Source organism: Alistipes putredinis DSM 17216, assembly GCF_000154465.1.
Lineage (GTDB): Bacteria > Bacteroidota > Bacteroidia > Bacteroidales > Rikenellaceae > Alistipes > Alistipes putredinis.
In genome coordinates, this window is the sequence record NZ_DS499579.1 from 305,728 (window position 1) to 331,105 (window position 25,378).

Consider the following 25,378-nt stretch of genomic DNA (forward strand, 5'->3'; position numbering starts at 1 on the left):
CCTTAAAAAGGCTCTCTTTTCGTTAAATTCAATAATTGTAATTACCCTACTACTTTTCGGATGCGTTCCAGCCCTTCGGCGAGCGTCTTGCGGGGGCAGGCGATGTTGATGCGCAGGAACCCTTCTCCGGCGTACATTTCGCCTTCGTTGATCCATACGTGCCCCTCCTCCAGTAACTGCCGGGCTATTTCCGTCGTGGGGCGTTTCAACGTCCGACAATCCACCCACACCAGGTAGGTGGCCTCGAGCGGAGTGACCGGCAGAGCCGGCAGGTGCCGGGTGAAGAAGTCGCGCAGGTATTCGTAGTTCTCCCACAGGTATTTTTTCAGTTCGTCCAGCCATTCGCCGCCTTCGTTGTAAGCTGCGATCAGGGCTTCGACTGCAAAGGCATTCAGTGCGTGGAGTTCGTTATCGACGAGTTGCCGGTCGATTTTCCGGCGTATCTCGGGATCGGCGGCGATGATGTTGGCTGCTTGCAGACCGGCGATGTTGAAGGTCTTGCTCGGGGCGGTGCAGGTGACCGAATGCCGCAGAAACTCTTCGTTCAGCGAGGCGAACGGAATGTGGCGATGGCCGTCGAGCGTCAGGTCGCAGTGGATTTCGTCCGATATGACCGTTACCCCGTGCCGCAGGCAGATCTCCCCGAGGCGGGTAAGCTCTTCGGCGGTCCAGGCCCGGCCCGCCGGGTTGTGGGGATTGCACAGGAAGATCAGCTTGGCCTGCGGGTCCGCCGCCTTGCGTTCCAGATCTTCGAAGTCCATGCGGTAGGCGCCGCCTTCGTCGATGAGCGGATTGGCGAGCGGCTGACGGCCGGTACGCTCCAGCACGGCGAAGAAACAGTTGTAAACGGGCGTCTGAAGGATTACCTTGTCGCCCGGTTCGGTCAGGGCCTTCAGGATGACCGAAAGGGCGGGAATGACGCCCGTAGTCGGGAGGATCCACTCGTTTTCGATGCGGAATCCGTGCCGTTTGCCGAACCACCCTTTCCTTCCTCGAAATAGGCGTCGGGGACCTTCGTATAGCCGAAAACGCCGTGGCGGAGCCGTCGTTCCAGGGCGTCGAGTACGGGCGGGGCCGCGCGGAAATCCATGTCGGCTACCCACATAGGCAGCACCCGTTCGTCTGTGGCCAGATCCCATTTGACGGAGTTGGTACCCCGTCGCGGAATAATCTCATCGAAATCGTATTTCATAACTCTAAAGTATTTGATTACAGGTAACAGTTCCGTATTTTATCGCGGTATCGCCCCTTGTTCGGGGGATTACGGGCTTTTCGTATCCGATCCCGCTTTTATCGGGCGGTTTGCCGGAAGATGGTTTGTCGGAAGGGCCGTATTTTGTCGATAATGACTTCCGTCGTACATAACCTGCCGGAACGATTCGGGAACGTAATCGCCCGGAATACCTATCAGGCAATTATTATATTTTTCAATGTTCCAGCCATCGTCCGACGGTCGCTTATTCACAGCCTGTGTCCGCGTTTGTGATTCTCATCCTCTCCCGAACCCCCTTCTCGGATAAGTTATTATCCCCGCTTTTCGGGGTTTCGGTTCATAGCTTGGGATTGTTGCGGTGCCGCTCCTTGTCGCGGGCCGTTTTCTTGGCGAAGTTGGCTTCGAGGGCTTCGGTGAGGTTTACTCCCGTCTGGTTCGCCAGGCAGACCAATACCCACAGTACGTCGGCCATTTCGTCCGCCAGGTTCTCCTTTTCTCCCGCTTTGAAGGATTGGTCGCCGTATTTGCGGGCCATGACGCGGGCCAGCTCCCCCACCTCCTCGGTCAGGATGGCCATGTTGGTCAGTTCGCTGAAATAGCGGACGCCGTATTCGCGGATCCATGCGTCCACTCGTTTTTGCAATTCACTCAATTCCATATCGGTCGATTTTTCAAATTTCGTCGTTACAGAGCCGTTTTTTCCCGTTGTCTGTCGGCCGTTCGCTTGCTTGCCGGGTTTTCTTTCCTGCCCTTTCCAGCCCTGCCTTTATCGGCAGACGGCTGTCCTATTTTACCCGGATCAGATTCAATCCGTCCCGGATCGGGACGATCACGTTTTCCACCCGCTCGTCCTCCCGTATCATGCGGTTGAATTCCAGCAGCGCCTGCGTATGGCGGTCGTTGTGTGCTACCGGTTCCACGATCTTGCCCGACCAGAGGATGTTGTCTGCGATCAATATCGATCCGCTGTGCACCAACACTTTGCTTCCTCCGTCACCCATTAGCATCCGGTAGTAGTCTGGGTATTCGCGCTTGTCGCCGTCGATGAATACGAGGTCGAACGTATATCCGAGTGTCGGGACGATATCGAGTGCCGAACCGATATGCTGACGGATTTTTTGTCCGTGCGGGCTGCGGCGGAAAAACGAGGCGGCGAACTCCTCCAGCTCGTCGTCCACCTCCACCGTGTCGAGCACGCCATCCTCTTCCAGCCCGGCGGCCATGCAGAGGGCCGAATAACCCGTAAAGGTCCCTATTTCCAGGATGTTGCGGGGCCGTAACATCCGCACGAGCAGCTCCAGCAACTTACCCTGGATATGCCCCGAGAGCATGCGCGGCTGTACGACCTGCAGATGCGTCTGGCGGTCGAGTTCGTGCAGAAGTTCCTCTTCCGGCGACGAAAAATCGTGAATATATCGTTCGAGTGCGTCCATAATATATAATTGTGTGTCGGGTCGTTGAAAACCGTTATTTATAGATGAGCCGCGATGGTGAGGAGAAGACCGACGAAGCTACGGCGGTCAGGTCTTCGGCCGTGAGAGCCTGTATTTTGCGATAAACCTCCTCCATCGTATCGACCTCGCGGTGCGCCAGGAAACTCTTGCCCGCACCGAGCATGTAACCTTCGTTGCTCTCCATCGAGATCGCCAGCTGGGCGATGAACTGCTTCTTGGCCATCGAAAGCCGTCGGGCCGAGAGCGGCGTGGTTTGGAGCCGTCCCAGCTCTCCCTCGATCAGCTCGATGCAGTGATCCGTGTTGTCGTGGTCGCAACTGAAATAGATGGCCACGATGCCGCTGTCGCTGTAAGGCGTGTAAGAGGCTTCGATGTTGTACGAAAGCCCGTTTTTCTCCCGCACCAGCACGTTCAGCAGGGAGTTGGCCGAAGGGCCGCCGAGCAGATTGACGAGCAGCGCCAGCGGCAGCCGCTCCGCGTCGTTGATCCCCTGCGCCCGAGCACCGATGATGCAGTGCGTCTGGTGCGTATGTTTGGTAACGATTCGGGAGAACGGTTCGACGGCGGCGGGTTGCCGGCGCGAGAAATCCCGTGCGGAACTTTTGATGTCGTTCAGGTAGCGGGCGACGGTCGTTTCGACGCTCTTGGCCGAGAGGTTCCCGATCGACGAGAAAACCATCTGGTCGGTGGTGTGCGTGCGTGCGACGAACTCCCGGATCGACTCTCCGCTGAAGCGTGCCAGGCTCGATTTCCGGCCTAAAATATTGTGTCCCAGCTCCGACCCGGCGAAAAGCATCTCTTCGAACGTATCGTAGATCATGTCGGCCGGAGAGTCCTTGTAGGTATTGATTTCGTCGTAGATGATCTCCTTCTCTTTTTCCAGTTCCCGGTCGGGAAAAGTCGAATGGAAGGCGACGTCGGCGATCAGCTCCACAGCCTTCGAAAAGTCGCTTCGCAGGGTCGTGGCGTGGATCGTCGTATCCTCCTTGGTGGTGAAGGCGTTGAGTTCGCCGCCGAGGTTTTCGAGCCGGCAGTTCACCTGGTAAGCCTTGCGGTGCTCCGTGCCTTTGAACAGGGCGTGTTCGGTGAAATGGGCCAGTCCGAATTGATTCTTCAGCTCGTCGCGGCTTCCGGCGTTTACCAGCAGGGCGCAGTGCGTGACGTTGCCTTTGATCCGACGGTGAATGCCCCGGATGCCGTTGGGAAGCGTATAGGTAGTAAATTCCATCGTTGTCTTATTCGTTTTTCTCGCGGAGCGCCAGGTAGCGGCCCGTGTAACTCTCCTTGCATCCGGCCAGCCCGTCCGGAGTGCCTTCGAAGACGATGCTGCCGCCCCGGTCGCCCGCTTCGGGGCCGAGATCCACGACCCAGTCGGCGCACTTGATAACGTCCATGTTGTGTTCGACGATCACGATCGTATGACCCCGGGCGATCAGGGCGTTGAAGGCGTCGAGCAGCTTGTTGATGTCGTGGAAATGGAGACCCGTCGTAGGCTCGTCGAAGATGAACATCACGTTGCCTTCGGTGCTCTCCTTCGACAGGAACGAAGCGAGCTTTACGCGCTGGCTCTCGCCGCCCGAGAGCGTCGAGGAGGACTGTCCGAGTCTGATATACCCCAGCCCGACCTCCTGCAGGGGGCGGAGCCGTTCGATGATCCGTTTGCAGGTGGCGTTTTTCTTATCATCGCCGAAGAAGGCGATCGCGTCGTCCACCGTCATCTCCAGTATGTCGTAGATCGATTTCTCGCGGTAGCGGACTTCGAGAATTTCATCCTTGAAGCGCTTGCCGCCGCAGGCTTCGCACACCAGCTCCACGTCGGCCATGAATTGCATGCCGACCTTGATGAATCCCTCGCCCTGACACTCCTCGCAACGGCCGCCGGCGATGTTGAACGAGAAGTGCGAGGGGTTGAATCCCGACCGCTGGGCGTAGGGCTGGTCGGCGTAGAGTTTGCGGATCTCGTCGTAGGCCTTGATGTAGGTCACGGGGTTCGACCGCGAGGATTTGCCGATCGGGTTCTGATCGACCATTTCGACCGAACGAAGCGTCGAAAGGTCGCCTTCGATGGCGTCGAAATCGCCCGGTTTGAGCCCCGTATCGAACAGCAGGCGCCGCAATGCGGGATAGAGGATGCCTTTGGCCAGCGACGATTTGCCGCTGCCGCTCACGCCCGTGATGCAGGTCATCACCCCGAGCGGAATCCGCACGTCGATATTCTTCAGGTTGTTCTGCCGGGCACCTTTCACGGTGATCCACGCTGCCGGGCTTCGCCGCGAGGTGGGCACTGCGATTTTGCGGCGTCCCGTAAGGTAGTCGGCCGTCAGGCTTTTTTCCTCTTTCAATAAGGCTTTCAGCGGTCCGCTGAAGACGACCTCTCCGCCGTTGTAGCCCGCCTCCGGACCGATATCGACGATCCAGTCGGCGGCGCGGATCACCTCCTCTTCGTGCTCGACGACGATCACCGTGTTGCCGATGTCGCGCAATTGTTCGAGCACACCGACCAGACGGTTCGTGTCGCGCGGGTGCAGGCCGATCGACGGCTCGTCGAGAATGTAGAGCGAGCCCACGAGGTTGCTGCCCAGCGAGGTCGAAAGATTGATGCGCTGGCTCTCGCCGCCCGAAAGCGTCGAGGAGAGCCGGTCGAGGGTCAGGTAGCCCAGCCCCACGTCGGTGAGGTATTGCAGGCGGTTGCGTATCTCGGTGAGAATGCGTGCGGCGGTTTTAGTGTCGTGAGCATCCAGTTCGAGCGAGGCGAAGAAATCGGCGAGCGTCTCCACCGGCATCACGACCAGGTCGGCGATGGTTTTGCCGCCGATTCTGACGTAAAGGGCCTCTTTGCGCAGGCGCGAGCCGCCGCAGTCCGGACAGACGGTCTTGCCCGTGTAGCGGGCTTTCATCACCCGGAACTGGATCTTGCGCCGTTCGCTGTCGATGTAGGCGAAGAAATCGTTCAAGCCGTGAAAATACTCGTTGCCGCGCCACAGGAGCCGTTTCTGTTCGGCCGTAAGCTGGTAGAACGGCGTATGGATCGGAAAATCGAACTTGTAGGCATTGGCTACGAGCTGGTCTTTCCACGCCCGCATGGTCTCTCCGCGCCAGCAGGCCACGGCGTCCTCGTAGATGGTTTTGCGTTTGTCGGGGATCACCAGGTCCTCGTCGATGCCGATGATCTTGCCGTAACCTTCGCACGTCGGGCAGGCGCCCAGCGGGTTGTTGAAGCTGAACAGATGTTCGGTCGGAGGCTCGAATTCGATGCCGTCGGCCTCGAAACGGGCCGAGAACTCTTTGACGCCTTCGGGCGTGACGATTCGGCAAACCCCGTTTCCATAGGAGAAAGCACGGGCTACGGAATCCCGCAGGCGGGTCGGCAGGTCGCCGTCCTGCGAAACTTTGGCACGATCGACTACGATCGAGATATCTTCGGCACGGGTGTTTCCGTCCACGCGGGGCAGAAAATCCTCGATCGGCAGAGTCTCTCCCGCCGCATGTACGCGCAGGATGCCTTCGCCCAGCACCAGGGTCAGCTTTTCGATGACGCCCTGCCCTTCGCGCAGTTGCAGCGGCGCTGCGACGGCCACGCGGCTGCCTTCGGGCAGGGAGAGGATATATTGCGCCACGTCGTCCTCGGTGTAGCACTTGACCTCCTGTCCCGATACGGGCGAGAAGGTGTGTCCGATGCGGGCGTAGAGGAGTTTAAGGTAGTCGTACAGTTCGGTCGTGGTGCCGACCGTCGAACGCGGATTGCGGGTATTGACCTTCTGTTCGATGGCGATGGCCGGAGCGATACCCGTAATGACATCCACATCGGGCTTGTTGATCTTGCCCAGGAATTGTCGGGCATAGGCCGAGAGGCTCTCCACGTAGCGGCGCTGCCCTTCGGCGAAGATCGTGTCGAAAGCGAGGGTCGATTTGCCGGAACCCGAAAGTCCCGTAATGACGACCAGTCGGTTGTGCGGAATTTCGACCTCGATGTTTTTGAGGTTGTGCACCCGTGCACCTTTTATATAAATGGACTTTTGTTCTTTTGTCATGTTTTTTTACGTGGATCCGGTCCCTGCGCCGTGCGTGTTCCGGGCCGGACCGATATTATTTCATTTCGAGGGTCACGCCCCCGATCTTTTCCAGTTTGCCGATCATACCTCCTGCGAGACTTTGCCGGATAGCCAGCGTCATTCGGCAGAGGTTGTCGAACTGCTGTGTCAGCACCCGGGGCTGTTCTTCCTTGACCACGCGCATCACGTCGTTCATCGCCAGGTACGAAAACTCCACCTCCACGACGGTATCGACCGTCCGCTCCACGATTTCGGCCGCTCGGATCGCTTCGGCCGCCGACTCCTTGTAGGCACCGATCAGGCCCGATACTCCGAGTTTCGTACCGCCGAAATAACGCACCACGACGATCAGGCAGTTGACCAGTTCGTTGGACAGAAGCTGACCGAGGATCGGCTTGCCCGCCGTGCCCGAAGGCTCTCCGTCGTCGTTGGCGCGGAACGTTTCGCCGTGCGGACCCAGCCGCCACGCGTAACAGAGGTGCGTCGCGTCGTAATATTTCTTGCGCAGCGCATCGAGCAGCGTGCGAATCTCCTCCTCGCTTTCGACCGGATAGGCATAAGCGAGGAACTTGCTGCTTTTCTCTTTGTAGATGGCTTCCGCAGGCCCGGCAAGCGTATGATAACTGTCCGAGGTCACGACTACCCTTGTTTTATTTGACTTTGGTGAACATCCTGTTCCAGCGGATGTTCGCGGGGAAGCTCTTTTCGGGATCCAGCGACAGCCAGATGAAGGAGGCTTTGCCGACGATGTGGTCTTCGGGAACGAATCCCCAGAAGCGGGAGTCCGCCGAATTGTGGCGGTTGTCGCCCATCATCCAGTAATAGTTCATCCGGAAAGTATAGGTGTCGGTCTGTTCGCCGTTGATGAAGATCTTCCCTTCTTCGTCCACACGCAGGTCGTTGCCTTCGTACGTTTCGATAATCCGCCGGTACAGGGGCAGGTTGTCGGCCGTCAGCGCAACGGCCGTTCCCGCTTGGGGAATCCAGATCGGGCCATAGTTGTCCTGATTCCACGCATAGCGGCGATCCTGCGGAAAGACATCGAAATTGGGACTGCGGGCGATGTATTTCTGTACGGAAGCGACGTTGTCCAGCTTCTCCAGTTCTGCGGCGTTTTCGTCGGTGAGCGCCATGTAGTAGAGCGTGCCCTTGTTGCTCCATTCGGTGATACCCAGATTGTCGAGTGCGTATTGGGTGATCGGCGAGGTGGTTTCCACCAGATACATGAACTGTTTTCCGGCGACGGGCTCCTGCGGCTTTCCATTGACGTAAACCGCCGTTTCCTCGATTCGTATCGAATCCCCCGGGAGGCCGATGCAGCGTTTGATGTAGTTTTCACGCTTGTCCACCGGGCGCGTGATGACCGTGTATTCCTGCATCAGCCGTTCGCGGCCGGCCTGATGTCCGAAAGTTTGCTGATATTGCCGCAGCACGTCGTAGTACGAAACGTCCTGTCGTTCGAGCAGCACCGTATCGCCTGCCGGAAAGTTGAATACCACTACGTCGTTGCGCTCGATTCGGCCCAGTCCCTTGAGGCGGTGATAAGGCCATTTGACGCTTTCGGAGAACGATTTTTTGGTTTTCGAAAAAGGCATCGTATGGTGTACGAACGGAAATGCCACCGGGGTATTGGGCATCTGGGGACCGTAGGCTACCTTGCTGACGTAGAGATAGTCCCCGACCAGCAGCGATTTCTCCATCGACGACGAGGGAATCACGTACATCTGAAAGAAGAAGATGTGTACCAGCGACGCTACAACGGTGGCGAAAATGATCGCATTCACCCATTCGTAAACGGCTTTGTAACTTTTGCTTTTCTTGCACATCTCGGCGTTGTGCCGCCAGACGTACTTGTAGAAATAACGCGTGATATAAAGGTCGAAGATGACGATTTCGCCCAGCAGCAGCCACCAGTTGCCCGTCCAGAGGACGAACCAGAGGATGTATAAAATACTTGCCAGGGTGAATCCCACCCATTTGTTGCGGAAGAAAGCTTTGATTTTTCCCATGTTCTGTATCGTTTATTTCAGCAGGTCGTCCATCGTATAGACACCCTTTTTGCCGCAGAGGAACTCCGCAGCGACGACGGCGCCCAGAGCCAGTGTCCGGCGGTTTTTGATCGTATGTTTGAGTTCGATCCGGTCGTCGTCCGATTCGTAAGTTACCGTGTGTGTACCCGGAACCGCTCCTTCGCGCAGGGAGGTGACGACGATTTGCGAAAGATCGTCGCTGGGTTCATTCACCCAGCCCGTCTTCCGCCCGATTTCGCTGATGATCCCTTCTGCCAGCGTGATGGCCGTGCCGCTCGGAGCATCCTTTTTCTGTGTGTGGTGAATCTCTTCGATCCGTACGTCGTAGGCGTCGAAGCGCTCCATCATCCGGGCCAGCCTGCGGTTGAGGCGGAACATCAGGTTGACGCCCAGGCAGTAGTTCGAGGCGTAGAAGAGCGCACCGCCTTTTTCCCGGCAATAGCTGCGCAACTCCTCCAGACGATTTGTCCAGCCCGTCGTGCCGCTGACGACCGGAATCCCTGCGTCGATGCACGCCCGGATGTTGCCGTAGGCCGCGTCGGGGGTCGTGAACTCCAGTGCTACGTCGATGCCGGCCAGGTGTGCGGCATCCAGTTCCGATGCGTTCGCCTCGTCGATGACGGCGCCGATACGGTGTCCCCTTTCGAGGAGTATTTTTTCGATTTCACGGCCCATTTTGCCGTGTCCGATGATCGCTGCTTTCATTGGCTGAAGGGGATTTTACGGTATATTATCGCAAATATAGCTATTCGCCGCCGAAATAAAAAATAGTTTCAAGTTTATATGGTTTGTTGGCACGAATTGAAAATAAAGTGTTAATTTTGTCGAATTAAATTCGCGACGGATCGAAACTTAAACGTCAAAAACAATTATAAATTATAAGTATTATGGCAAATAATCAGAAAATGCGTACGGAGAGCGACCTGCTCGGCAGCGTAGAGTTGCCTGCCGACGTACTTTACGGTGTCCAGACCCTGCGGGGTATCGAGAACTTTCGAATCAGCAAATTCCATTTGAACGAGTATCCCCTCTTCATCAAGGGACTCGCCATTACCAAGCTGGGAGCTGCGGAAGCCAATCACAAGCTGGGGCTGCTCACCGACGAGAAGTTCAATGCGATCGCACAGGCCTGCCGCGAGATCATGGACGGCAAGCACCACGACGCATTCCCCGTGGATATGATCCAGGGCGGTGCCGGTACGACGACCAACATGAACGCCAACGAAGTGATCGCCAACCGCGCGTTGGAGATCATGGGCCATCAGTACGGCGAATACCAGTACTGCTCGCCCAACGACGACGTGAACTGTGCGCAATCGACCAACGACGCCTACCCGACGGCTATTCACCTGGGTATGTACGCTACGCATCTGAAGCTGGTCGAGCACCTGAAGCAACTGATCGAATCCTTCGAAAAGAAGGCTGCGGAGTTCGCCGATGTCCTCAAGATGGGCCGCACGCAGCTCGAAGACGCCGTGCCGATGACTTTGGGCCAGACTTTCCACGGTTTCGCCAGCATCCTGCGCGATGAGATCGTTCACCTGAACGAAGCTGCCGAGGATTTCCTGACGATCAATATGGGTGCTACGGCGATCGGTACGGGTATCTGCGCCGAGCCGGGCTATGCCGAGCTGTGCACCGAGAACATCGCTCGGATCACCGGCTGGAAGATCCGTTTGACGGGCGACTTGGTAGGCGCTACGTCCGATACTTCGTGCCTGGTCGGTTACGCTTCCGCCATGAAGCGTGTCGCCGTGAAGATGAACAAAATCTGCAACGACCTGCGCCTGCTGGCTTCGGGCCCCCGCTGCGGTCTGGCCGAGTTCAACCTGCCGGCCCGTCAGCCGGGATCGTCGATCATGCCGGGTAAGGTGAACCCCGTGATCCCCGAGGTAATGAACCAGATCGCCTACAAGGTGATCGGCAACGAGCTGTGCGTTACGATGAGCGGCGAGGCGGCCCAGATGGAGCTCAACGCCATGGAGCCGGTGATGGCCCAGTGCGATTTCGAGTCCGCCGAGTTGCTGATGAACGGCTTCGATACGCTCCGCACGCTCTGCGTGGACGGCATCACGGCCAACCGCGAGCGCTGTGCCGATTACGTGAAGAACAGTATCGGCGTGGTGACGGCTCTCAACCCGATCATCGGTTACAAGAATTCGACCAAGATCGCTAAGGAGGCTCTCGCTACGGGCCGCGGCGTCTATGATCTGGTGCTCGAGCACGGTATTCTCTCGAAGGAGGAGCTTGACACGATTCTCAAGCCCGAGAATATGATTCGTCCGGTGAAACTGAACATCAAGCCGCGCAAATAATCGCGGGATAGTATAGATGCGGGGTCGAAATCCTATCGGGTTTCGACCTCGTTTTTTATGGAGCGGAGTTGGCGTTCCGGATTTTATTATCTTTGACATAGTCTTAAATAGGTTGCGTCTCGGAAAACTGGGAACAAGTGCCCGTTTTCTGTCGGCTTTCACTATCTTTGCGGAAGATGGGAGGCGGTTCGGCAATCTTTGCGTGCAAGCCCGCACGATTGCTCTCACCTTTCACTATCTTTGCAGAGTATCATGGGTTCGGATTCTTTTTGCGAATGGAGATCCGATCAGCCGTGATTCTCGGCTCGGGATCGAAAGATTCGGGACGAGCCGGCTGGGATTCCTCCCGAAATGCGGGGACTGCCTGCAAGATGTGATAAATGGAAAAACGATGCGTTATTTTATCGAATTGAGATACAACGGCGGAGCCTATTGCGGTTGGCAGCGGCAGCCCGATATGCCGTCGGTACAGCAGACGATCGAAGGGGCAATCTCTACCCTGCTCCGTGAACCGATTCTGTTGACCGGTGCCGGACGCACCGATACGGGAGTGAATGCCTCCTATTACGTGGCGCATTTCGACACTTCCTCTCCCGTCGCCGATCCGGAACAGGTCGTTTTCAAGCTCAACCATATGCTTCCCGGCGATATCGCCGTAAGCCGTATCGTGCCGGTCGCGGCCGATGCCCACGCCCGTTTCAGTGCCCGGGAGCGGGAGTACCGCTATTATATCGAACCGCGCAAGAATCCCTTTACACGAGCCGCTTCCTGGCAATATTACGTCCCTCTGGACGTGGCGGCGATGAACCGTGCGGCCGACGTTCTGATGGAGTATGAGGACTTTACCTCCTTCGCCAAACTCAATTCCGACAACAAGACCAATATCTGCCATCTCAAACGGGCCGACTGGACGGTCGGCCGGGACGGTACGCTTTGCTTTACGATTCGTGCGGACCGCTTTCTGCGGAATATGGTGCGGGCTATCGTCGGCACGCTGGTCGATGTGGGCCGGGGACGTTATACCGTTGAACAGTTCCGCGACATCGTCGCCAGCCGCGATCTTTCGCGGTCGAGTGCCGGAGCACCCGCCCAGGGCCTTTTCCTGAGCGATGTGCTCTATCCGCCGGAAGTATTCGTGCGGGAAACCCGGCTGCCCGCTCTCCGCTATTTTTCATCGGTGGAAAAGTAGAGGCCGCCTTCGCTTCGATCCGGCAGCCTGTTTTCCCTTATGTTCGGGCGGTTTTCTCTTCGATTGTTTCGTTCGGCCGCTTTTCTTTTCATTCAATCGCCGATCGTCCCGGGGCCATGATTCCTTCGGTGTTATCGATTACTCCTTGACGGGCGTATGCAAATGAAACGGGGACGATCCTGTGCAGGCCGTCCCCGTTCGCATTGCGGTAATTTTCGATTTATACGTGGATCGCGGCACCCAGAGCTACCTCGGCCGCCTCCATAACTCCTTCGTTCATGGTCGGGTGTGCGTGGATTGTGTGTGCAATTTGCTGCGCCGTCGCTCCCAGCGATTTGGCAAGCGTCGGCTCGGCCAGCATTTCGGTTACGTTCGCTCCCACCAGATGTGCGCCCAGCAGCTTGTCGTTCTGGTCGAAGATCAGTTTTACGAAGCCGTCGCGGTCGCCTGCGGCGGTCGCTTTGCCCGAAGCGGTGAAGGGGAAGCGTCCCACTTTGTAGTCGATGCCCTTCTCCTTGACCTGCTGCTCGGTCATACCGACCGAAGCCACTTCTGGCGAGGTGAATACGCACGAGGGAATCGTCGTGTAATCCACCGGCTCGGAATGTACGCCGCAGATGGCATTCACGCAGCAGAGCGCCTCGGCCGACGCTACGTGCGCCAGGGCCGGGCCGGGTACGATGTCGCCGATGGCATAAACGCCCGGTACGTTGGTGCGGTACTGTTTATCGACGAGGACTTTGTCGCGCTCGGTCTTGATACCCAACTCTTCCAGGCCGATGCCTTCGATGTTGGATTTGATGCCGACGGCCGAGAGGACGATGTCGGCAACCAGCGTCTCTGCGCCCTTCTTGCCTTCGATCTCGACGTCGCACTTGCCTTCGGCGTTTACTTTCACCGATTTCACGGTGGTCGAGGTGAGGATCGTCGCTCTCAACTTGCGGAAAGCGCGTTCCATAGTCTTGGCGACCTCTTCGTCTTCGAGGGGCATGATCTGGGGCAGATATTCGACGATGGTGACCTTCACACCCAGTGCGGCATAAAAATAAGCGAACTCGCTGCCGATGGCACCCGATCCCACGACGATCATCGTTTCGGGCAGTTTGGGCAGTACGAGCGCCTGCTTCGAGGAGATCACGTGCTCTCCGTCGATGGGCATGAACGGCATTTCGCGGGGCCGTGCTCCGGTGGCGAGGATGATGTGGTCGGCTTCGTACTCCGTGCCGTCCACGTCGATCCGGCCGTTTCCTTTCAGTTTTGCGAAGCCGTTGATCAGCTCCACGTTGTTCTTTTTGAGCAGGAACAACACGCCTTTGTTCATCGTTTCGGCCACGCCGCGCGAGCGGGCTACGATCTTTTCGAGGTTGGGCCGCACTTCGCCTGCGAAGTTGAGTCCGTAATGTTCGGCCGACTTGCAATAGTTGTAAACCTGGGCGCTCTTGAGCAGCGCTTTGGTCGGGATGCAACCCCAGTTGAGGCATACGCCGCCGGCCTCGGCACGCTCTACGACAGCCACTTTCTTACCCAGTTGAGCAGCGCGGATGGCGGCTACGTAACCGCCCGGACCGCTGCCGATCACAATGATATCGTATTTCATATTTTTTGTATGTGTTTATTGAATTACTTTCAGCACTTCACCGTGGTCGGCTACTACGGCGCGTTTCCACTTTTCGTTATAGCCCGGGAACTGGATCTTGTCGGGAATGTCGCGCCCGTTGCCGTTGTCGAGGAATTTACCCGGTTCGGTTTCGCTCTTCAGGTTGCCGTCGATGTATTTGACGAGCAGGTACCGGTCGAGTTCCGTCCAGCGGTCGAAGAGTTGCCGGGCCATATCCACCGAATAACGGGTAAGCCGTTTCTGCCGTTTCTTGGGCGAGTCGCCCTCTGTGGCTGCGTCGATCTGTTTGACCTCCTCCAAACGGGTATTCTCCCACTCGTCAACCACCTTGCGGATGTCGGCCGCGATCAGATCGTAACGCAGATAGGCGAAGTTGGTTACGCGGTTGAAGAGCCAGAATGCCGACGTGGGCGAATATTTGAGCATCGTGCCGTTGCCCTCGCGGAAACATTCGGGAACCTCGGTTGCCGAGCAGTAGATCGGCGTCAGGCAGGATGTCGCTGCGTCGTCCACCCCGAACCAGAGGATGCCCATGTCGTCCGGCAGCCAGGGCCGGGCCTGTGCCACGAACCAGAATCCGGTCTGCTGGGTTGCTACCGCACGCTCGTTCAGGTAGGTTACGCCGTCCACTTCGAAATCCATCGGGCGCCAGCGGTACGGCAGGGCATGTCCGCCCGCACCGATGTCCTGGGTCATGTCCATCGGAGTTCCTTCGTAGTGGTCGCGCATGGCGTCGAAAACGGTCTTGGGATCGACTTTGGTGCGGGGTTTCACCCAGAGGGGCATCCGGTTGGACATGTTGTATCCCATTGCATAGTCCGTGTATTGATCCATGTCGTCCGCTACGGTGCGGAAGAACGCCCACACGCGGGCATCGCATCCGCGCACCGTGCCGAAATCGGCCGGAGCGTAGGCATCGCAGAAGCTGAACTCCTCGTCCGGGCCGTTGAAATAGCCCTTTTCACGGGCGAAGGAGATCACGTCGGGAGCGTAGAGGCAGTTCTCGGGATCGTCGAGCGGGAAAGTCGTGATGCGCGACTGGTTGGCGTGTGCCGAAACGTATCCGTCGGGAATGCGGCGAGCTACCCAGACGATGCCCTTGCGGGTGTTGTTACCCTCGGCATCGAGCTCGCAGCCCTTGCCGATCAGCTCCATGATCCAGGCTTCGTTCTGGTCGGCGATCGAGAAGGATTCGCCGCTCGAAGCGTAGCCGTAGGTGTTGGCCAGATCCACGATGATCCGGATCGCTTCGCGGGCAGTCTTGGCGCGTTGCAGGGTGATGTAGATGAGCGAGCCGTAATCGATGCGACCCGTCGAATCGGCCAGCTCCTCGCGTCCGCCGTAGGTCGATTCGGCGATGATGAGCGAATGTTCGTTCATGTTGCCGATCGTGGCGTATGTTTGTGCCGCTTGCGGAATTTCTCCCAGGTAGCGGCCCGAGTCCCAGTCATAGACCGGGAGCATCGTGCCGGGTTTGTAGCGCCCGGCGAAGGTTTTGTAGAGTGCGCCGTAGAGCTGGTGGGAGTCGGCGGCGTAGGAGACCATCACCGAGCCGTCCGAGGAGGCTCCCCGGGTGATGATGAAGTTGGTGCAGGCGTCTGTCGCCTTGAATGTCAGACAGCACAGGGCTGCGGCAAACAGGGTTCGGAATAGTTTTTTCATGCGAGAATTTTTTATTTTGAGTGAGAACGGCGCGTATTCCTTGAACGATGCGGTTCCGTGTTTCCGGAATACGGCCGGTCCGGGCAAAAGTTATTTTCGCAAAGATAGCATAAACCGGAAATAAAACAAAACCAGCCGCATCCCTTTTTCCGGAATTCAACCGGTATCGTAAAAACCGGGACGGGATGCGTCGGGAGCATTTATGCCGGATGTTGTCCGGCCGGTTCGTTCGTTTCGGATGCGACGGGATGTTTTTCGACGGGAGGCGGGAGCGGCTGTCCGCTGTGCTCCTGCCGGGGGGCGGATTCGGGCTCCCGGCTCGCCCTGAGGGGCCGAAAGGGACATTATTCTCCGAAAAATTTGAATTGACCGCAAGTTGAGGCACATAACTTGCCGTGTATTTCGAAAAATGCAGAAACTATGTGTTACAGATCGTCTTCAATTCCCTTTATCCTGCTCGCGCTCTCTTTGCTCGCGGTTTCCTGCGGTTCCCGTTCCGGACATACCGGGCAGATGCCGCCGATGGAGATCGAAATCGCTGTCGCCGAGTTCGATTTGCTCTATACGCGGCGGAGCTTCATTTCCCAGATCAACAGCGATAACGAAGTGGTGGTCGAACCCCGTGTGAGCGGGTTTCTCGTAGCCCGGCACTATAAAAAAGGTATGCCCGTGCGCAAGGGTCAGTTGATTTTCGAAATCGACGACAGTGAGTATTACACTGCCCTGCTTTCGGCTCAAGCGGCTCTGGAGTCGAGCCGTGCGCTGGCGCTCGAAGCCAAGAACAATTTCGACCGGGCGGTGCCGCTGGCCAAGATCAATGCCATCAGCGGTACGCAACTCGACCAATATACGGCGCAGTACGCCGCTTCGGAGGCCGACGTGAAGTCGGCCCGGCAGGCTCTGCGGAATGCCCAGCTCAATCTGGGCTACACGAAGATCTATGCACAGATAGACGGCATTATCGAATCTTCGAACGGCTCCGTCGGTGATTATGTCGGTCCGGGTACGCAAATTCCGACCCTCACCACGATTATGAATATTGATACGGTCCAGGTCCCCATTGCGATTCCGATGACGCAATTCCTTCGGTTGGACAGCAATCGGACGAATATCTACGACAACGCCGAACTGCTTTCGGAGATCGTGCTTTACGAGGCGGACGGTACCCGCTATCCGCTTTTCGGCAAGTACGATTACACCCGGACGGCCGTATCTTCGGCTACGGGGACGATCGTGCTGATCGTCCGCTTCCCGAATCCTTCCTACCGGCTCAAGACCGGACAGTTCGCGCGTGTCGAAGCCAATATCGGGGCGAAGCTGCCCCGTGTACTGGTGCCGCAGCAGAGTGTCGTGCAGACTCTCGACGTATCGTCGGTCTGGGTAATCCGGCCGGACAGCACGGCCGAATACCGCAAGGTTACGCCGGGCGAGACGTTCGGCGGAATGTGGGCCATCGAGTCGGGCCTGGAACCGGGAGAAACGGTCGCTGTGACCGGTTTGCAGAAACTTCGTCAGGGAATGCGGGTCGTTCCCGTTAAAAAATAGGCAGGTATGGGAAAATTTTTCATCGCGCGGCCCATTTTCGCCATTGCGCTGGCGGCAGCTATCGTGCTGCTGGGTATCATTTCTATATTCGACCTGCCGATCGAGCAGTATCCCGACATTACGCCTCCTGTCGTCGAAGTTTCGACGACCTATCCCGGTGCCGATGCCGAAACCGTGAACAATGCGGTCGCCACGCCCGTTTCGCAGAGCATCATGGGTGTCAGCGATATGCTCTATATGCAGGCTACGAGCGCCAACGACGGGTCGATGAATCTGCAGGTGACCTTCGATATCGGATCCGATCCGAACATGGACGCTATTTTTACGCAGAACAATGTTTCGACGGCCCTTTCGCAACTTCCCGCGTCGGTGACCCAGCAGGGCGTCACCACGCGCAAGACCATGACCGGCTTTCTGATCGTCTATTCGCTCACCAGCGACGGACGCTACACCGGCGATTTTCTCTCCAACTACGCCTATATCAACATCCAGAACGAACTGTTGAAGATCGACGGCGTAGGTAAGGTGGACATTATGGGCGCCGGTGAATACGCCATGCGTATCTGGCTGAAGCCCGACCTGTTGGATTACTACAAGATCTCGCTCGACGAGGTTTTTGCGGCTGTCGAAGCGCAGGGCGGCATCTTTCCGGCGGGCAAGTTCGGCGGGGAACCCGCTGCGGGCGACGTGACTTATACCTATACGGTGACCATGCCGCCCCAGATCTACGATGCGGAGCAGTTCGGCGACATCATTATCTCCACCACTCCCGAAGGCGAGCAGGTTCGGTTGAGCGATATTGCTGACGTGGCTCTCGGCAGCCGCCAGTACGGTGTCGAATCGCTCTTCAATAGCGACCCGACCGCCCTGCTTGTCATTTATCAGCAACCGGGCAGCAATGCCGTCGATGTGGGCAATTCGGTCAAGGCCGAAATGGAGCGCCTTTCCAAGCGCTTCCCCGATGGCATTACCTATACTTCGATGGTCGATGCCACGACCAGTATCGAAGCCGGCGTGAAGGATATTTTCGTCACGCTCATTATCGCTCTGATTCTGGTGATCGCCATCATCTTCCTCTTCCTGCAGGACTGGCGTGCGACGCTCATCCCGCTGCTGGCGATTCCGGTGTCGATCATCGGCGCTTTCGCGCTCTTCCCGCTACTCGGGTTCTCGATCAATATCATCTCGCTGTTGGGTATGGTGCTGGCCATCGGCCTGGTGGTCGATGACGCGATCGTGGTGGTCGAGGCCGTGCAGGTCAATATCGAGAAGGGGCTGAGTGCGAAGCAGGCGACCGTCGAAGCGATGCACAGCGTCTCGTCGCCGATCGTCGCTACGACCGTCGTACTGCTGGCCGTGTTTATTCCCGTATCGTTCATGGGGAGTATCACGGGTCTGCTGTTCCAGCAGTTCTCGATCTCGATCGCCGTATCGGTCTGCATCTCTTCGTTCAATGCCCTCACCCTTTCGCCTGCGCTGTGCGCGTTGCTGCTCAAGCCGCGCCCGAAGGTGCAGAAGGGATTCTTCGCCGCTTTCAACCGCTGGTTCGGCAAACGTACCGAAGAATACACATCGGCTACCACCCGTTTTATCGGTCACCTGAAGCGTACCGGAGGAATCGTCGCCGTAACCCTTGCCGCTATCGCCGTGATCTGGCACTTCCTGCCTTCGGGCTTCCTGCCCGACGAGGATCAGGGGTATGTCATGGTCTTCGTGCAGACGCCCGAGGCTTCATCCCTGCAAACCACCGTCAAGGCGATGCAGCGGGTCGATGAACTCGTCCGGCAGCGTCCGGATGTCGAGGCGACCTCCTTTGCCGCCGGTTTCAATATGCTGGCGGGTATCGCTTCGAGCAACAGCGGTATTATCTTCGTGAAGCTGGTCGATTACAGCCAGCGCAGCAAGACCTCTTCTCAGATCGCTTCCGCCTTGACGGAGGAGTTGTACGTGGCAGTTCCCGAGGCCGTCAGCTACGCCTTTATCTCGCCATCGATCCCCGGTTTGGGCGTAACGTCCGGCATTACGTTGCAGGTACAGGATCTTGAAGGCCGGGGTACGGAGTTCCTGGCGGACGAAACCATGCGCTTCATGGATTCGCTGCGCAAGCAGCCGCAGATCGGCTCCGTGACCACCCAGTTCAACGCCGGCATCCCCCAGCGGCGAATCGAAGTCGATAAGGAGAAAGCGCTGGCACAGGGCGTGCCGCTCCGGAGTTTCTACAAGACGATGAGCACTCTGCTCGGCGGTTCCTATATCAACAATTTCAACCGGTTCGGAAAACTTTACCAGACTTATATCCAGGCTGCGCCCGAGTACCGTCGTGACAAGTATTCGCTCGAAAGCTATTTCGTGGACGACGGTCAGGGCAACTCGATTCCCGTTTCGTCGTTCACGACCGTACGGGATACTACGGGTGTCGAATTCGTCTCGCAGTTCAACCTCTACCGGTCGATCGAGCTGACGGTCAATCCCGCCGCGAAAGTTTCGACCGGTCAGGCGATGGACGCCATCGAAGCGGTGGCCGCCGACGTGCTACCCGAGGCGGTCGGAACCACCTGGAGCGGCTTATCCTATCAGGAAAAGACGGCTTCGGGTAGCAGCGGCGCCGTTTACCTGCTGGCTATTGTCTTCGTGTTCCTGACTCTTTCGGCCCTCTACAACAGCTGGGGGCTGCCGCTGGCGATCCTGTTGAGTGTCCCGCTCGCGGTGCTCGGCGCACTGTTATTTGTCGGTGCGGCGTACCTGGTCAGCCCTGAGTTTATCAATAATATCTACATGCAGATCTCGTTGGTCATGCTGATCGGTCTTTCGGCCAAGAATGCCATTTTGGTCGTGGAATATGCCGATCAGCTCTTCTTCGAGAAGAACATGGACCTGAAGGCCGCGACGATCGAGGCGGCGAGGCTGCGTATGCGGCCGATCATGATGACCGCCTTCTCGTTCATCCTGGGCGTCATGCCGCTGATCTTCGCCAGCGGAGTCTATGCTACGGCCCGCAATATTATGGGTATGGCTCTGGTGGGCGGTATGTTGCTCGCCACGATGCTGGGCATTTTCATTTACCCTGCTCTGTATTATCTGGTTGCCCGTGTCGGCAAGTTCGAACACAAGCGGGAGTTAAAACAAAAAGAGTCATGAAACGATACTTTGCAATCATTCTGTTCGCTGCCGCACTGGCATCGTGCACTCCGAAACTCTACGACGCGCAGGTCGAAGTGCCTGAGAATTATCGCTTCGCGGGCGATTTCCCGCAGGATTCGGTGTCGCTGCCTTTCGCCTGGTGGGAGATTTTCGGGGATTCGACGCTCAATCGCCTGGTGGAGCACGCGCTCGAGAACAACCGCAATCTGGCGCAGGCGGCTTCGCGCATCTTCGAAGCTCGCGCCAATATCGCCGTGGCCCGTGCGCCTTTCCTGCCGTCGGTCGGATTGAATCTTTCGGCACAGGGAAACTATACCGAGCCGACCGGTACGACCCAACAATATACGATCGAACCGTCGATTTCCTGGGAAGTACCCCTTTTCGGAACACTCCGCAGCGCTAACCGGGCGGCTAAGGCAGCTCTCTACTCTTCGGAGTGGGGCTATCGGGGCGTGATGCTGTCGCTGACGGCGGAAGTCGCCACCTCCTATTTTACCGTGCTTCAATACACCCGCGACCTGCGGATCGCCCGGCAGAGCTATGTGCTGCGCCGGGAGTCGGCGGCGCTCGTGGATTCGCTCGCCCGTTACGGCATGTCCAACGGCGTGGCCCTTCAGCAAGCCATGAGCCTCGTCTATCAGGCCGAGGCCGATATTCCGCAGTATCAGCGTGCCGTCGAGCAGTCGCGTCTGGCCCTTTGTGTCCTGCTCGGCGAGAATCCCTCCTATTTCGGGGACGAAACTTTCGACGATGCCTTGCTGGACAATTATCAGGTAATGGATATTCCCGTCGGACTTCCTTCGGAATTGCTCGAGCGGCGTCCCGACATCATGGAGGCTTCGTTCAACATGGATGAGGCGGCCGCGAACGTGGGGCTTGCCCGTAGCAAGCGTTTTCCGTCGATTACGCTGACCGGAGCCGGGGGTATCGTTTCCAGTTCGATCGAAGGTATTTCCGACGGTCATTCGTGGGCGTGGTCGGCCGTCGGGTCGCTTGTGCAGCCGATCTTTAATTTCGGCAAGCTCAAGCGGCAGGAGCAGGTTGCCAGGGAGCGATATTATCAGAGTGTGTTCGCCTATGAGGAGACCGTGCTCGAAGCGTTGGGCGATGTGGAAAAGAGTCTGCTCGACATCGCTACCTACCGCAGCCAGGCCGAGAATTACGCCCGGTTGCTCCGGGCCAATATCGAGATCGCCACGATGACCAATTCGCTCTACCGCAATGGTATGTCGGCCTATCTGGACGTGATCGACGCCGAACGAAACATGTACCAGTCGCAGATGGAGTATGTGAACCTCGTAGCTCAACAGTATATCAATTATGTGAATCTGTTCAAGGCGTTGGGCGGCGGTTGGTAGCCGTCGCCGGCTTACCGGCCGGAAGAGCGGTTGTCCCGCTCCGTGCTGTAGGTCTGCCTGTAAAAGAAAGAAGAATCAAAACAAATTTTTACTTCTTCTTTCTTTTTTAATATCGCAAATTTCACTATCTTTGTTAGCGTATGTACTAATAAAAATCTTTTTTTAATTCTATTAATTAGTAAAAAATTATATTATGGAACTGCCTTTTGCTGAATCATGGAAAATTAAAATGGTTGAACCTATCCGTAAAAGTACGCGACAAGAACGTGAAAAATGGATCAAAGAAGCTCACTACAATTTATTTCAATTAAAAGCGGATCAAGTTTATATCGATTGCCTTACCGATTCGGGTACGGGTGCGATGAGCGACCGCCAATGGGCGGCGATGATGATGGGAGATGAGAGTTATGCCGGCTCTTCATCTTTCTTTCTGTTGAAAGATACCATTACCCGGCTGACCGGATTTGAATATGTAATTCCGACCCATCAGGGACGAGCCGCAGAGAATGTTCTTTTCAGTCATCTGGTGCATAACGGAGATATTGTCCCGGGCAACTCGCATTTTGATACGACAAAGGGGCATATAGAGAGCCGTAAAGCCGTAGCGCTCGATTGTACTGTAGATGAGGCGAAAGACACCCAATTGGAAGTGCCGTTCAAAGGCAATGTCGATCCTGCAAAACTGGAAACAGCCCTGAAGCAATATAAGGACAAAATTCCTTTCATCATCGTGACAGTCACCAATAATACCGCCGGTGGCCAGCCTGTTTCCATGCAAAACCTGCGGGAGGTGCGCGCCCTTGCGGACAAATACGGCAAACGTGTTATTTTCGATTCGGCACGCTTCGTGGAGAATGCCTATTTCATCAAGACCCGGGAGGACGGGTATGCGGACAAGACCATCAAGGAGATCGTAAAGGAGATGTTTTCTTTGGCTGATGGCATGACTATGTCCTCCAAGAAAGACGGCCTCGTAAATATGGGCGGTTTTATTGCTACCAGGCATGAAGACTGGTATGAAGGTGCAAAAAAATTCTGTATTCCTTTTGAAGGTTATCTTACCTACGGAGGTATGAACGGCCGGGATATGGCGGCTTTGGCCGTTGGTCTTGAGGAAAATACCGAGTTTGATAATATCGAAACACGTATCAAACAGGTTCAATATCTTGCGGCGCGTTTGGATGAATACGGTATTCCCTATCAAAGACCTGTCGGAGGTCATGCGCTGTTTGTCGATGCCGACAAGGTGCTCTCGAGTGTTCCGAAAGAAGAGTTCCCTGCGCAAACTCTCGCTATCGAGTTGTATTTGGAGGCCGGTATCCGTGGTTGTGAAATCGGTTATATCCTCGCAGACCGTGACCCTGTAACTCGTGAAAATCGCTTTGGAGGCCTTGATCTGCTCCGCTTGTGTATCGCTCGGCGTGTTTATACCAACAATCATATGGATGTAATCGCAGCGGCTCTAAAAAATGTTTACGATCGTCGTGACGAAATAAAACGAGGCGTTAAAATCGTCTGGGAGACGGAATTGATGCGTCACTTCACTGTAAAATTGGAGAGATTGTAGGATGTCGATAGCAGATCGGATATTGCGGGTCAAAAGCTCCTTGCCCGGGCAGGTGGAGCTGGTGGCCGTTTCAAAAACCTACCCTGCCCAGCGGATCATGGAGGCTTACGAAGCCGGCCAGCGGATTTTCGGAGAGAACCGGCCTCAGGAGATGGCTCAGAAGTACGAGGAGCTTCCCAAGGACATCGAATGGCACCTGATCGGCCATTTGCAGACCAATAAAGTGAAGATGGTCGTGCCTTTCGTGGCGATGATCCATTCGCTCGACAGCGTTCGGCTGGCCGAGGCGATCCAGAAAGCCGCTGCCGCTGCGGGCCGTACGATCGACGTACTGCTGGAGATCCACGTGGCTGACGAGGAGTCCAAATCGGGCTGGGAGTGGGCGGAATTGCAGGAATACGTTCGCAGCGGCGCCTTTGCACGGCTGCCCAACCTGCGGGTGCGGGGTGTCATGGGCGTGGCGACCAACACCGGCGACGAGCAGGTCATCCGGCGGGATTTCGCCGCTTTGCAACGGTATAAGAGCGAGTTGTCGCCCTATTTCGGGCCGGAGTTCGATACCCTTTCGATCGGAATGTCCCACGACTACCGGATCGCTCTCGAATACGGAGCGACGCTGGTGCGTATCGGTTCGCTGATTTTCGGCGCCCGCGATTATTCCAAATGATCCGAGAGCCATATCGAAACGGCCGTGCCGCCGGGAAGAATCGGCAGTAAAAAAGCGGGCCGCAGTAGCGATACTGCGGCCCGCTTATGTGGAAATAAGTCGGGAAAAGCCTTGTTTCGCAAAGGCTTTTGCCCTATTGTTTTTCCTCGTCCCGGTCTGCCCAGCGTTCGAGCGTCTGACGCACGGCCTCCTTATAGTCCTTGTCGGTAATCTGGTAGGTCCAACGGACGGCGTTCGGGCGGTCAGGAAACTCTTCGAGCACCCACGCCGACTGGTCGCGCGGTGTGCCGCTCATTCGGAATCATAGGTTCAAAGAAAAAGTAATGAGCGGATGTGCCTAATTTTTATTAGCTATTTGATAATTTGTTTCCGGAGTCGCATCATCCGGTACGGAGCCAGTTTCATACCACACCCCGCCCTGTTCCGGCTCGTCTGTTTGTTTAGCGGACCCGGAGCTTGCGTCCGAGCCGCAGGATCGTGGTCGATTTGATACCGTTGAGCGAACAGAGCTTCGATACCGTCGTGCCGTACCGCCGTGCGAGGGCGCCGAGCGTATCGCCCGACTTGATCGTGTGGTAAGTTACGGCGGCTCTTTCCGCAGCCTCCTTTTTGTCGGCCTTTTCCACTTCCGCCTCGTCATCGAAATCCTGTCCGGCGTTGGACCGGATGTCGAAGAACGATTTCTTGAGCAGGAATGTCTGACGTCGCAGAATGCCCGATTCGAAGTCGATCAGCCGCTCCGGGTCGAAAGCCTGTCCGTAATAACGGGTTTCGAAATGCAGGTGCGGGCCGGTGCTGCGGCCCGTCGAACCGCCCAGACCGATGATCTGTCCTGCCTCGACCCATTCGCCGCTTTGCACGAGCCGTTCGGAGAGGTGTCCGTAGTAGGTTTCCAGACCATTGTCGTGACGCACGATGATCAGGTTGCCGTAACCGCCCCGGTTGTACTCCGAGATGCGGACCCGGCCGTTGAAAGTCGCATAAACGGGATCGCCCGTTTTAATCGGAATATCGACTCCCTGATGTCGCCGGCGATGGCGGATGCCGTATTTGGAGCGGATGCTGCCCTTGTGGGGATAATGATAGCACTTGAGCGAATCCACCAGATCGATCGCAAGCGATGCAGGCATCTCCGACAGCGGATATTCCTTGTACGGGAACAGCGTGCCCGTGTCCCAGTATTTGGTGTAGATCGAACTGTCCTTGACAAACTCTCTGTCGCGGACGTATTTCCACGAATTGTCGTTGTAAATGACGATTTTCACCGCTTCGTTGATCGTTTGCAGCGTGTCCAGGGGGATGATTCCGTTCATGTTGGCGATGGGTTCCACGGGATCGGAAAGCAGCGCGGGTTTCTTTGCGGCCAGGGTGTCCCGCCCCTTTTCGAGCAGGTCGAGCTGCCGTTGCAGCGTTTCGATCTGTTGGCGGAGCTGTTCGGCATTCGGTGCCGTTTGCAGGTTTTCACCGGTGTCCGGGGCCGTCTCCGTATGGCGGTCCTGTGCCGCTGCCGTCGTGGTGAGCAGCAGCAAGGCGGCAGCGATGATATGTCGGTTTTTCATTTCGTGTC

At 56.8% G+C, this 25,378-nt stretch carries 18 protein-coding genes and 1 pseudogene; 7 read left to right on the forward strand and 12 right to left on the reverse strand.

Annotated features, from left to right (window positions below; translation table 11 throughout):
* Positions 1-41: 41 nt before the first annotated feature.
* The 8 genes and pseudogenes from ALIPUT_RS07255 to dapB form a co-directional block, all read right to left on the reverse strand.
* Positions 42-1,192 (reverse strand): annotated as a pseudogene (locus tag ALIPUT_RS07255) (MalY/PatB family protein).
* 358 nt (positions 1,193-1,550) lie between these two features.
* Entirely contained in the window at positions 1,551-1,871 is a 321-nt protein-coding gene (locus tag ALIPUT_RS07260; RefSeq protein ID WP_004329192.1) for a nucleotide pyrophosphohydrolase, read from the reverse strand.
* 127 nt (positions 1,872-1,998) lie between these two features.
* Positions 1,999-2,646 carry an O-methyltransferase gene (locus tag ALIPUT_RS07265; RefSeq protein ID WP_004329193.1) on the reverse strand — a complete coding sequence of 216 codons (648 nt, stop codon included), beginning with the start codon at positions 2,644-2,646 and terminating at the stop codon, positions 1,999-2,001.
* A 34-nt stretch (positions 2,647-2,680) separates the two neighbouring features.
* On the reverse strand, positions 2,681-3,895 hold the full coding sequence (locus ALIPUT_RS07270; RefSeq protein ID WP_004329194.1) for a M16 family metallopeptidase: 1,215 nt from the start codon (positions 3,893-3,895) through the stop codon (positions 2,681-2,683).
* 7 nt (positions 3,896-3,902) lie between these two features.
* The gene (gene uvrA / locus ALIPUT_RS07275; RefSeq protein ID WP_004329195.1) at positions 3,903-6,698 is read right to left on the reverse strand and encodes an excinuclease ABC subunit UvrA; all 2,796 of its coding nucleotides are present in this window, start codon (positions 6,696-6,698) and stop codon (positions 3,903-3,905) included.
* A gap of 55 nt (positions 6,699-6,753) precedes the next feature.
* Positions 6,754-7,356 (reverse strand): IMPACT family protein, encoded by a 603-nt coding sequence (locus ALIPUT_RS07280; protein ID WP_004329196.1) that lies wholly within the window; start codon positions 7,354-7,356, stop codon positions 6,754-6,756.
* A gap of 13 nt (positions 7,357-7,369) precedes the next feature.
* Positions 7,370-8,728, reverse strand: a complete 1,359-nt coding sequence (gene lepB, locus ALIPUT_RS07285) for a signal peptidase I (protein ID WP_004329197.1) — start codon at positions 8,726-8,728, stop codon at positions 7,370-7,372.
* 12 nt (positions 8,729-8,740) lie between these two features.
* Entirely contained in the window at positions 8,741-9,454 is a 714-nt protein-coding gene (gene dapB, locus ALIPUT_RS07290; protein WP_004329198.1) for a 4-hydroxy-tetrahydrodipicolinate reductase, read from the reverse strand.
* A gap of 182 nt (positions 9,455-9,636) precedes the next feature.
* On the opposite strand from dapB, the gene ALIPUT_RS07295 reads away from it, so the two are divergent.
* Together ALIPUT_RS07295 and truA are read left to right on the forward strand one after the other, a co-directional pair.
* Positions 9,637-11,064, forward strand: a complete 1,428-nt coding sequence (locus ALIPUT_RS07295) for an aspartate ammonia-lyase (protein ID WP_004329199.1) — start codon at positions 9,637-9,639, stop codon at positions 11,062-11,064.
* Positions 11,065-11,455: 391 nt separating this feature from the next.
* Entirely contained in the window at positions 11,456-12,253 is a 798-nt protein-coding gene (gene truA, locus ALIPUT_RS07300; protein ID WP_050751492.1) for a tRNA pseudouridine(38-40) synthase TruA, read from the forward strand.
* Positions 12,254-12,473: 220 nt separating this feature from the next.
* Here the strand turns inward: truA and lpdA are convergent, their stop codons facing one another.
* Positions 12,474-13,850 carry a dihydrolipoyl dehydrogenase gene (lpdA, locus tag ALIPUT_RS07305; RefSeq protein ID WP_004329201.1) on the reverse strand — a complete coding sequence of 459 codons (1,377 nt, stop codon included), beginning with the start codon at positions 13,848-13,850 and terminating at the stop codon, positions 12,474-12,476.
* Positions 13,851-13,865: 15 nt separating this feature from the next.
* On the reverse strand, positions 13,866-15,533 hold the full coding sequence (locus ALIPUT_RS07310; RefSeq protein WP_004329202.1) for a dipeptidase: 1,668 nt from the start codon (positions 15,531-15,533) through the stop codon (positions 13,866-13,868).
* Positions 15,534-15,953: 420 nt separating this feature from the next.
* Here ALIPUT_RS07310 and ALIPUT_RS07315 point away from each other — a divergent pair, with 420 nt between their 5' ends.
* The 5 genes from ALIPUT_RS07315 to ALIPUT_RS07335 all read left to right on the forward strand — a co-directional run bounded on the left by ALIPUT_RS07315 (position 15,954) and on the right by ALIPUT_RS07335 (position 23,811).
* Positions 15,954-17,078, forward strand: coding sequence for an efflux RND transporter periplasmic adaptor subunit (locus tag ALIPUT_RS07315; RefSeq protein ID WP_022459829.1), 1,125 nt, complete (start codon positions 15,954-15,956; stop codon positions 17,076-17,078).
* A gap of 6 nt (positions 17,079-17,084) precedes the next feature.
* Positions 17,085-20,216 (forward strand): efflux RND transporter permease subunit, encoded by a 3,132-nt coding sequence (locus ALIPUT_RS07320; RefSeq protein WP_004329205.1) that lies wholly within the window; start codon positions 17,085-17,087, stop codon positions 20,214-20,216.
* Positions 20,213-21,577: an efflux transporter outer membrane subunit gene (locus ALIPUT_RS07325; protein WP_004329206.1), complete on the forward strand. Its 1,365-nt coding sequence runs from the start codon at positions 20,213-20,215 to the stop codon at positions 21,575-21,577. The genes ALIPUT_RS07320 and ALIPUT_RS07325 overlap by 4 nt, the downstream gene beginning before the upstream one ends.
* Positions 21,578-21,770: 193 nt before the next feature.
* Complete coding sequence (locus tag ALIPUT_RS07330; protein WP_004329207.1) at positions 21,771-23,144, forward strand: tryptophanase TnaA; 1,374 nt, start codon at positions 21,771-21,773, stop codon at positions 23,142-23,144.
* Position 23,145: 1 nt separating this feature from the next.
* Positions 23,146-23,811 carry a YggS family pyridoxal phosphate-dependent enzyme gene (locus tag ALIPUT_RS07335; protein ID WP_004329208.1) on the forward strand — a complete coding sequence of 222 codons (666 nt, stop codon included), beginning with the start codon at positions 23,146-23,148 and terminating at the stop codon, positions 23,809-23,811.
* Between the two features lie 133 nt (positions 23,812-23,944).
* On the opposite strand, the gene ALIPUT_RS12785 is transcribed toward ALIPUT_RS07335, so the two are convergent.
* Together ALIPUT_RS12785 and ALIPUT_RS07340 are read right to left on the reverse strand one after the other, a co-directional pair.
* Positions 23,945-24,106 (reverse strand): hypothetical protein, encoded by a 162-nt coding sequence (locus ALIPUT_RS12785; RefSeq protein WP_004329209.1) that lies wholly within the window; start codon positions 24,104-24,106, stop codon positions 23,945-23,947.
* Positions 24,107-24,251: 145 nt separating this feature from the next.
* Positions 24,252-25,370, reverse strand: coding sequence for a peptidoglycan DD-metalloendopeptidase family protein (locus tag ALIPUT_RS07340; RefSeq protein WP_004329210.1), 1,119 nt, complete (start codon positions 25,368-25,370; stop codon positions 24,252-24,254).
* Between the last annotated feature and the right edge of the window lie 8 nt (positions 25,371-25,378).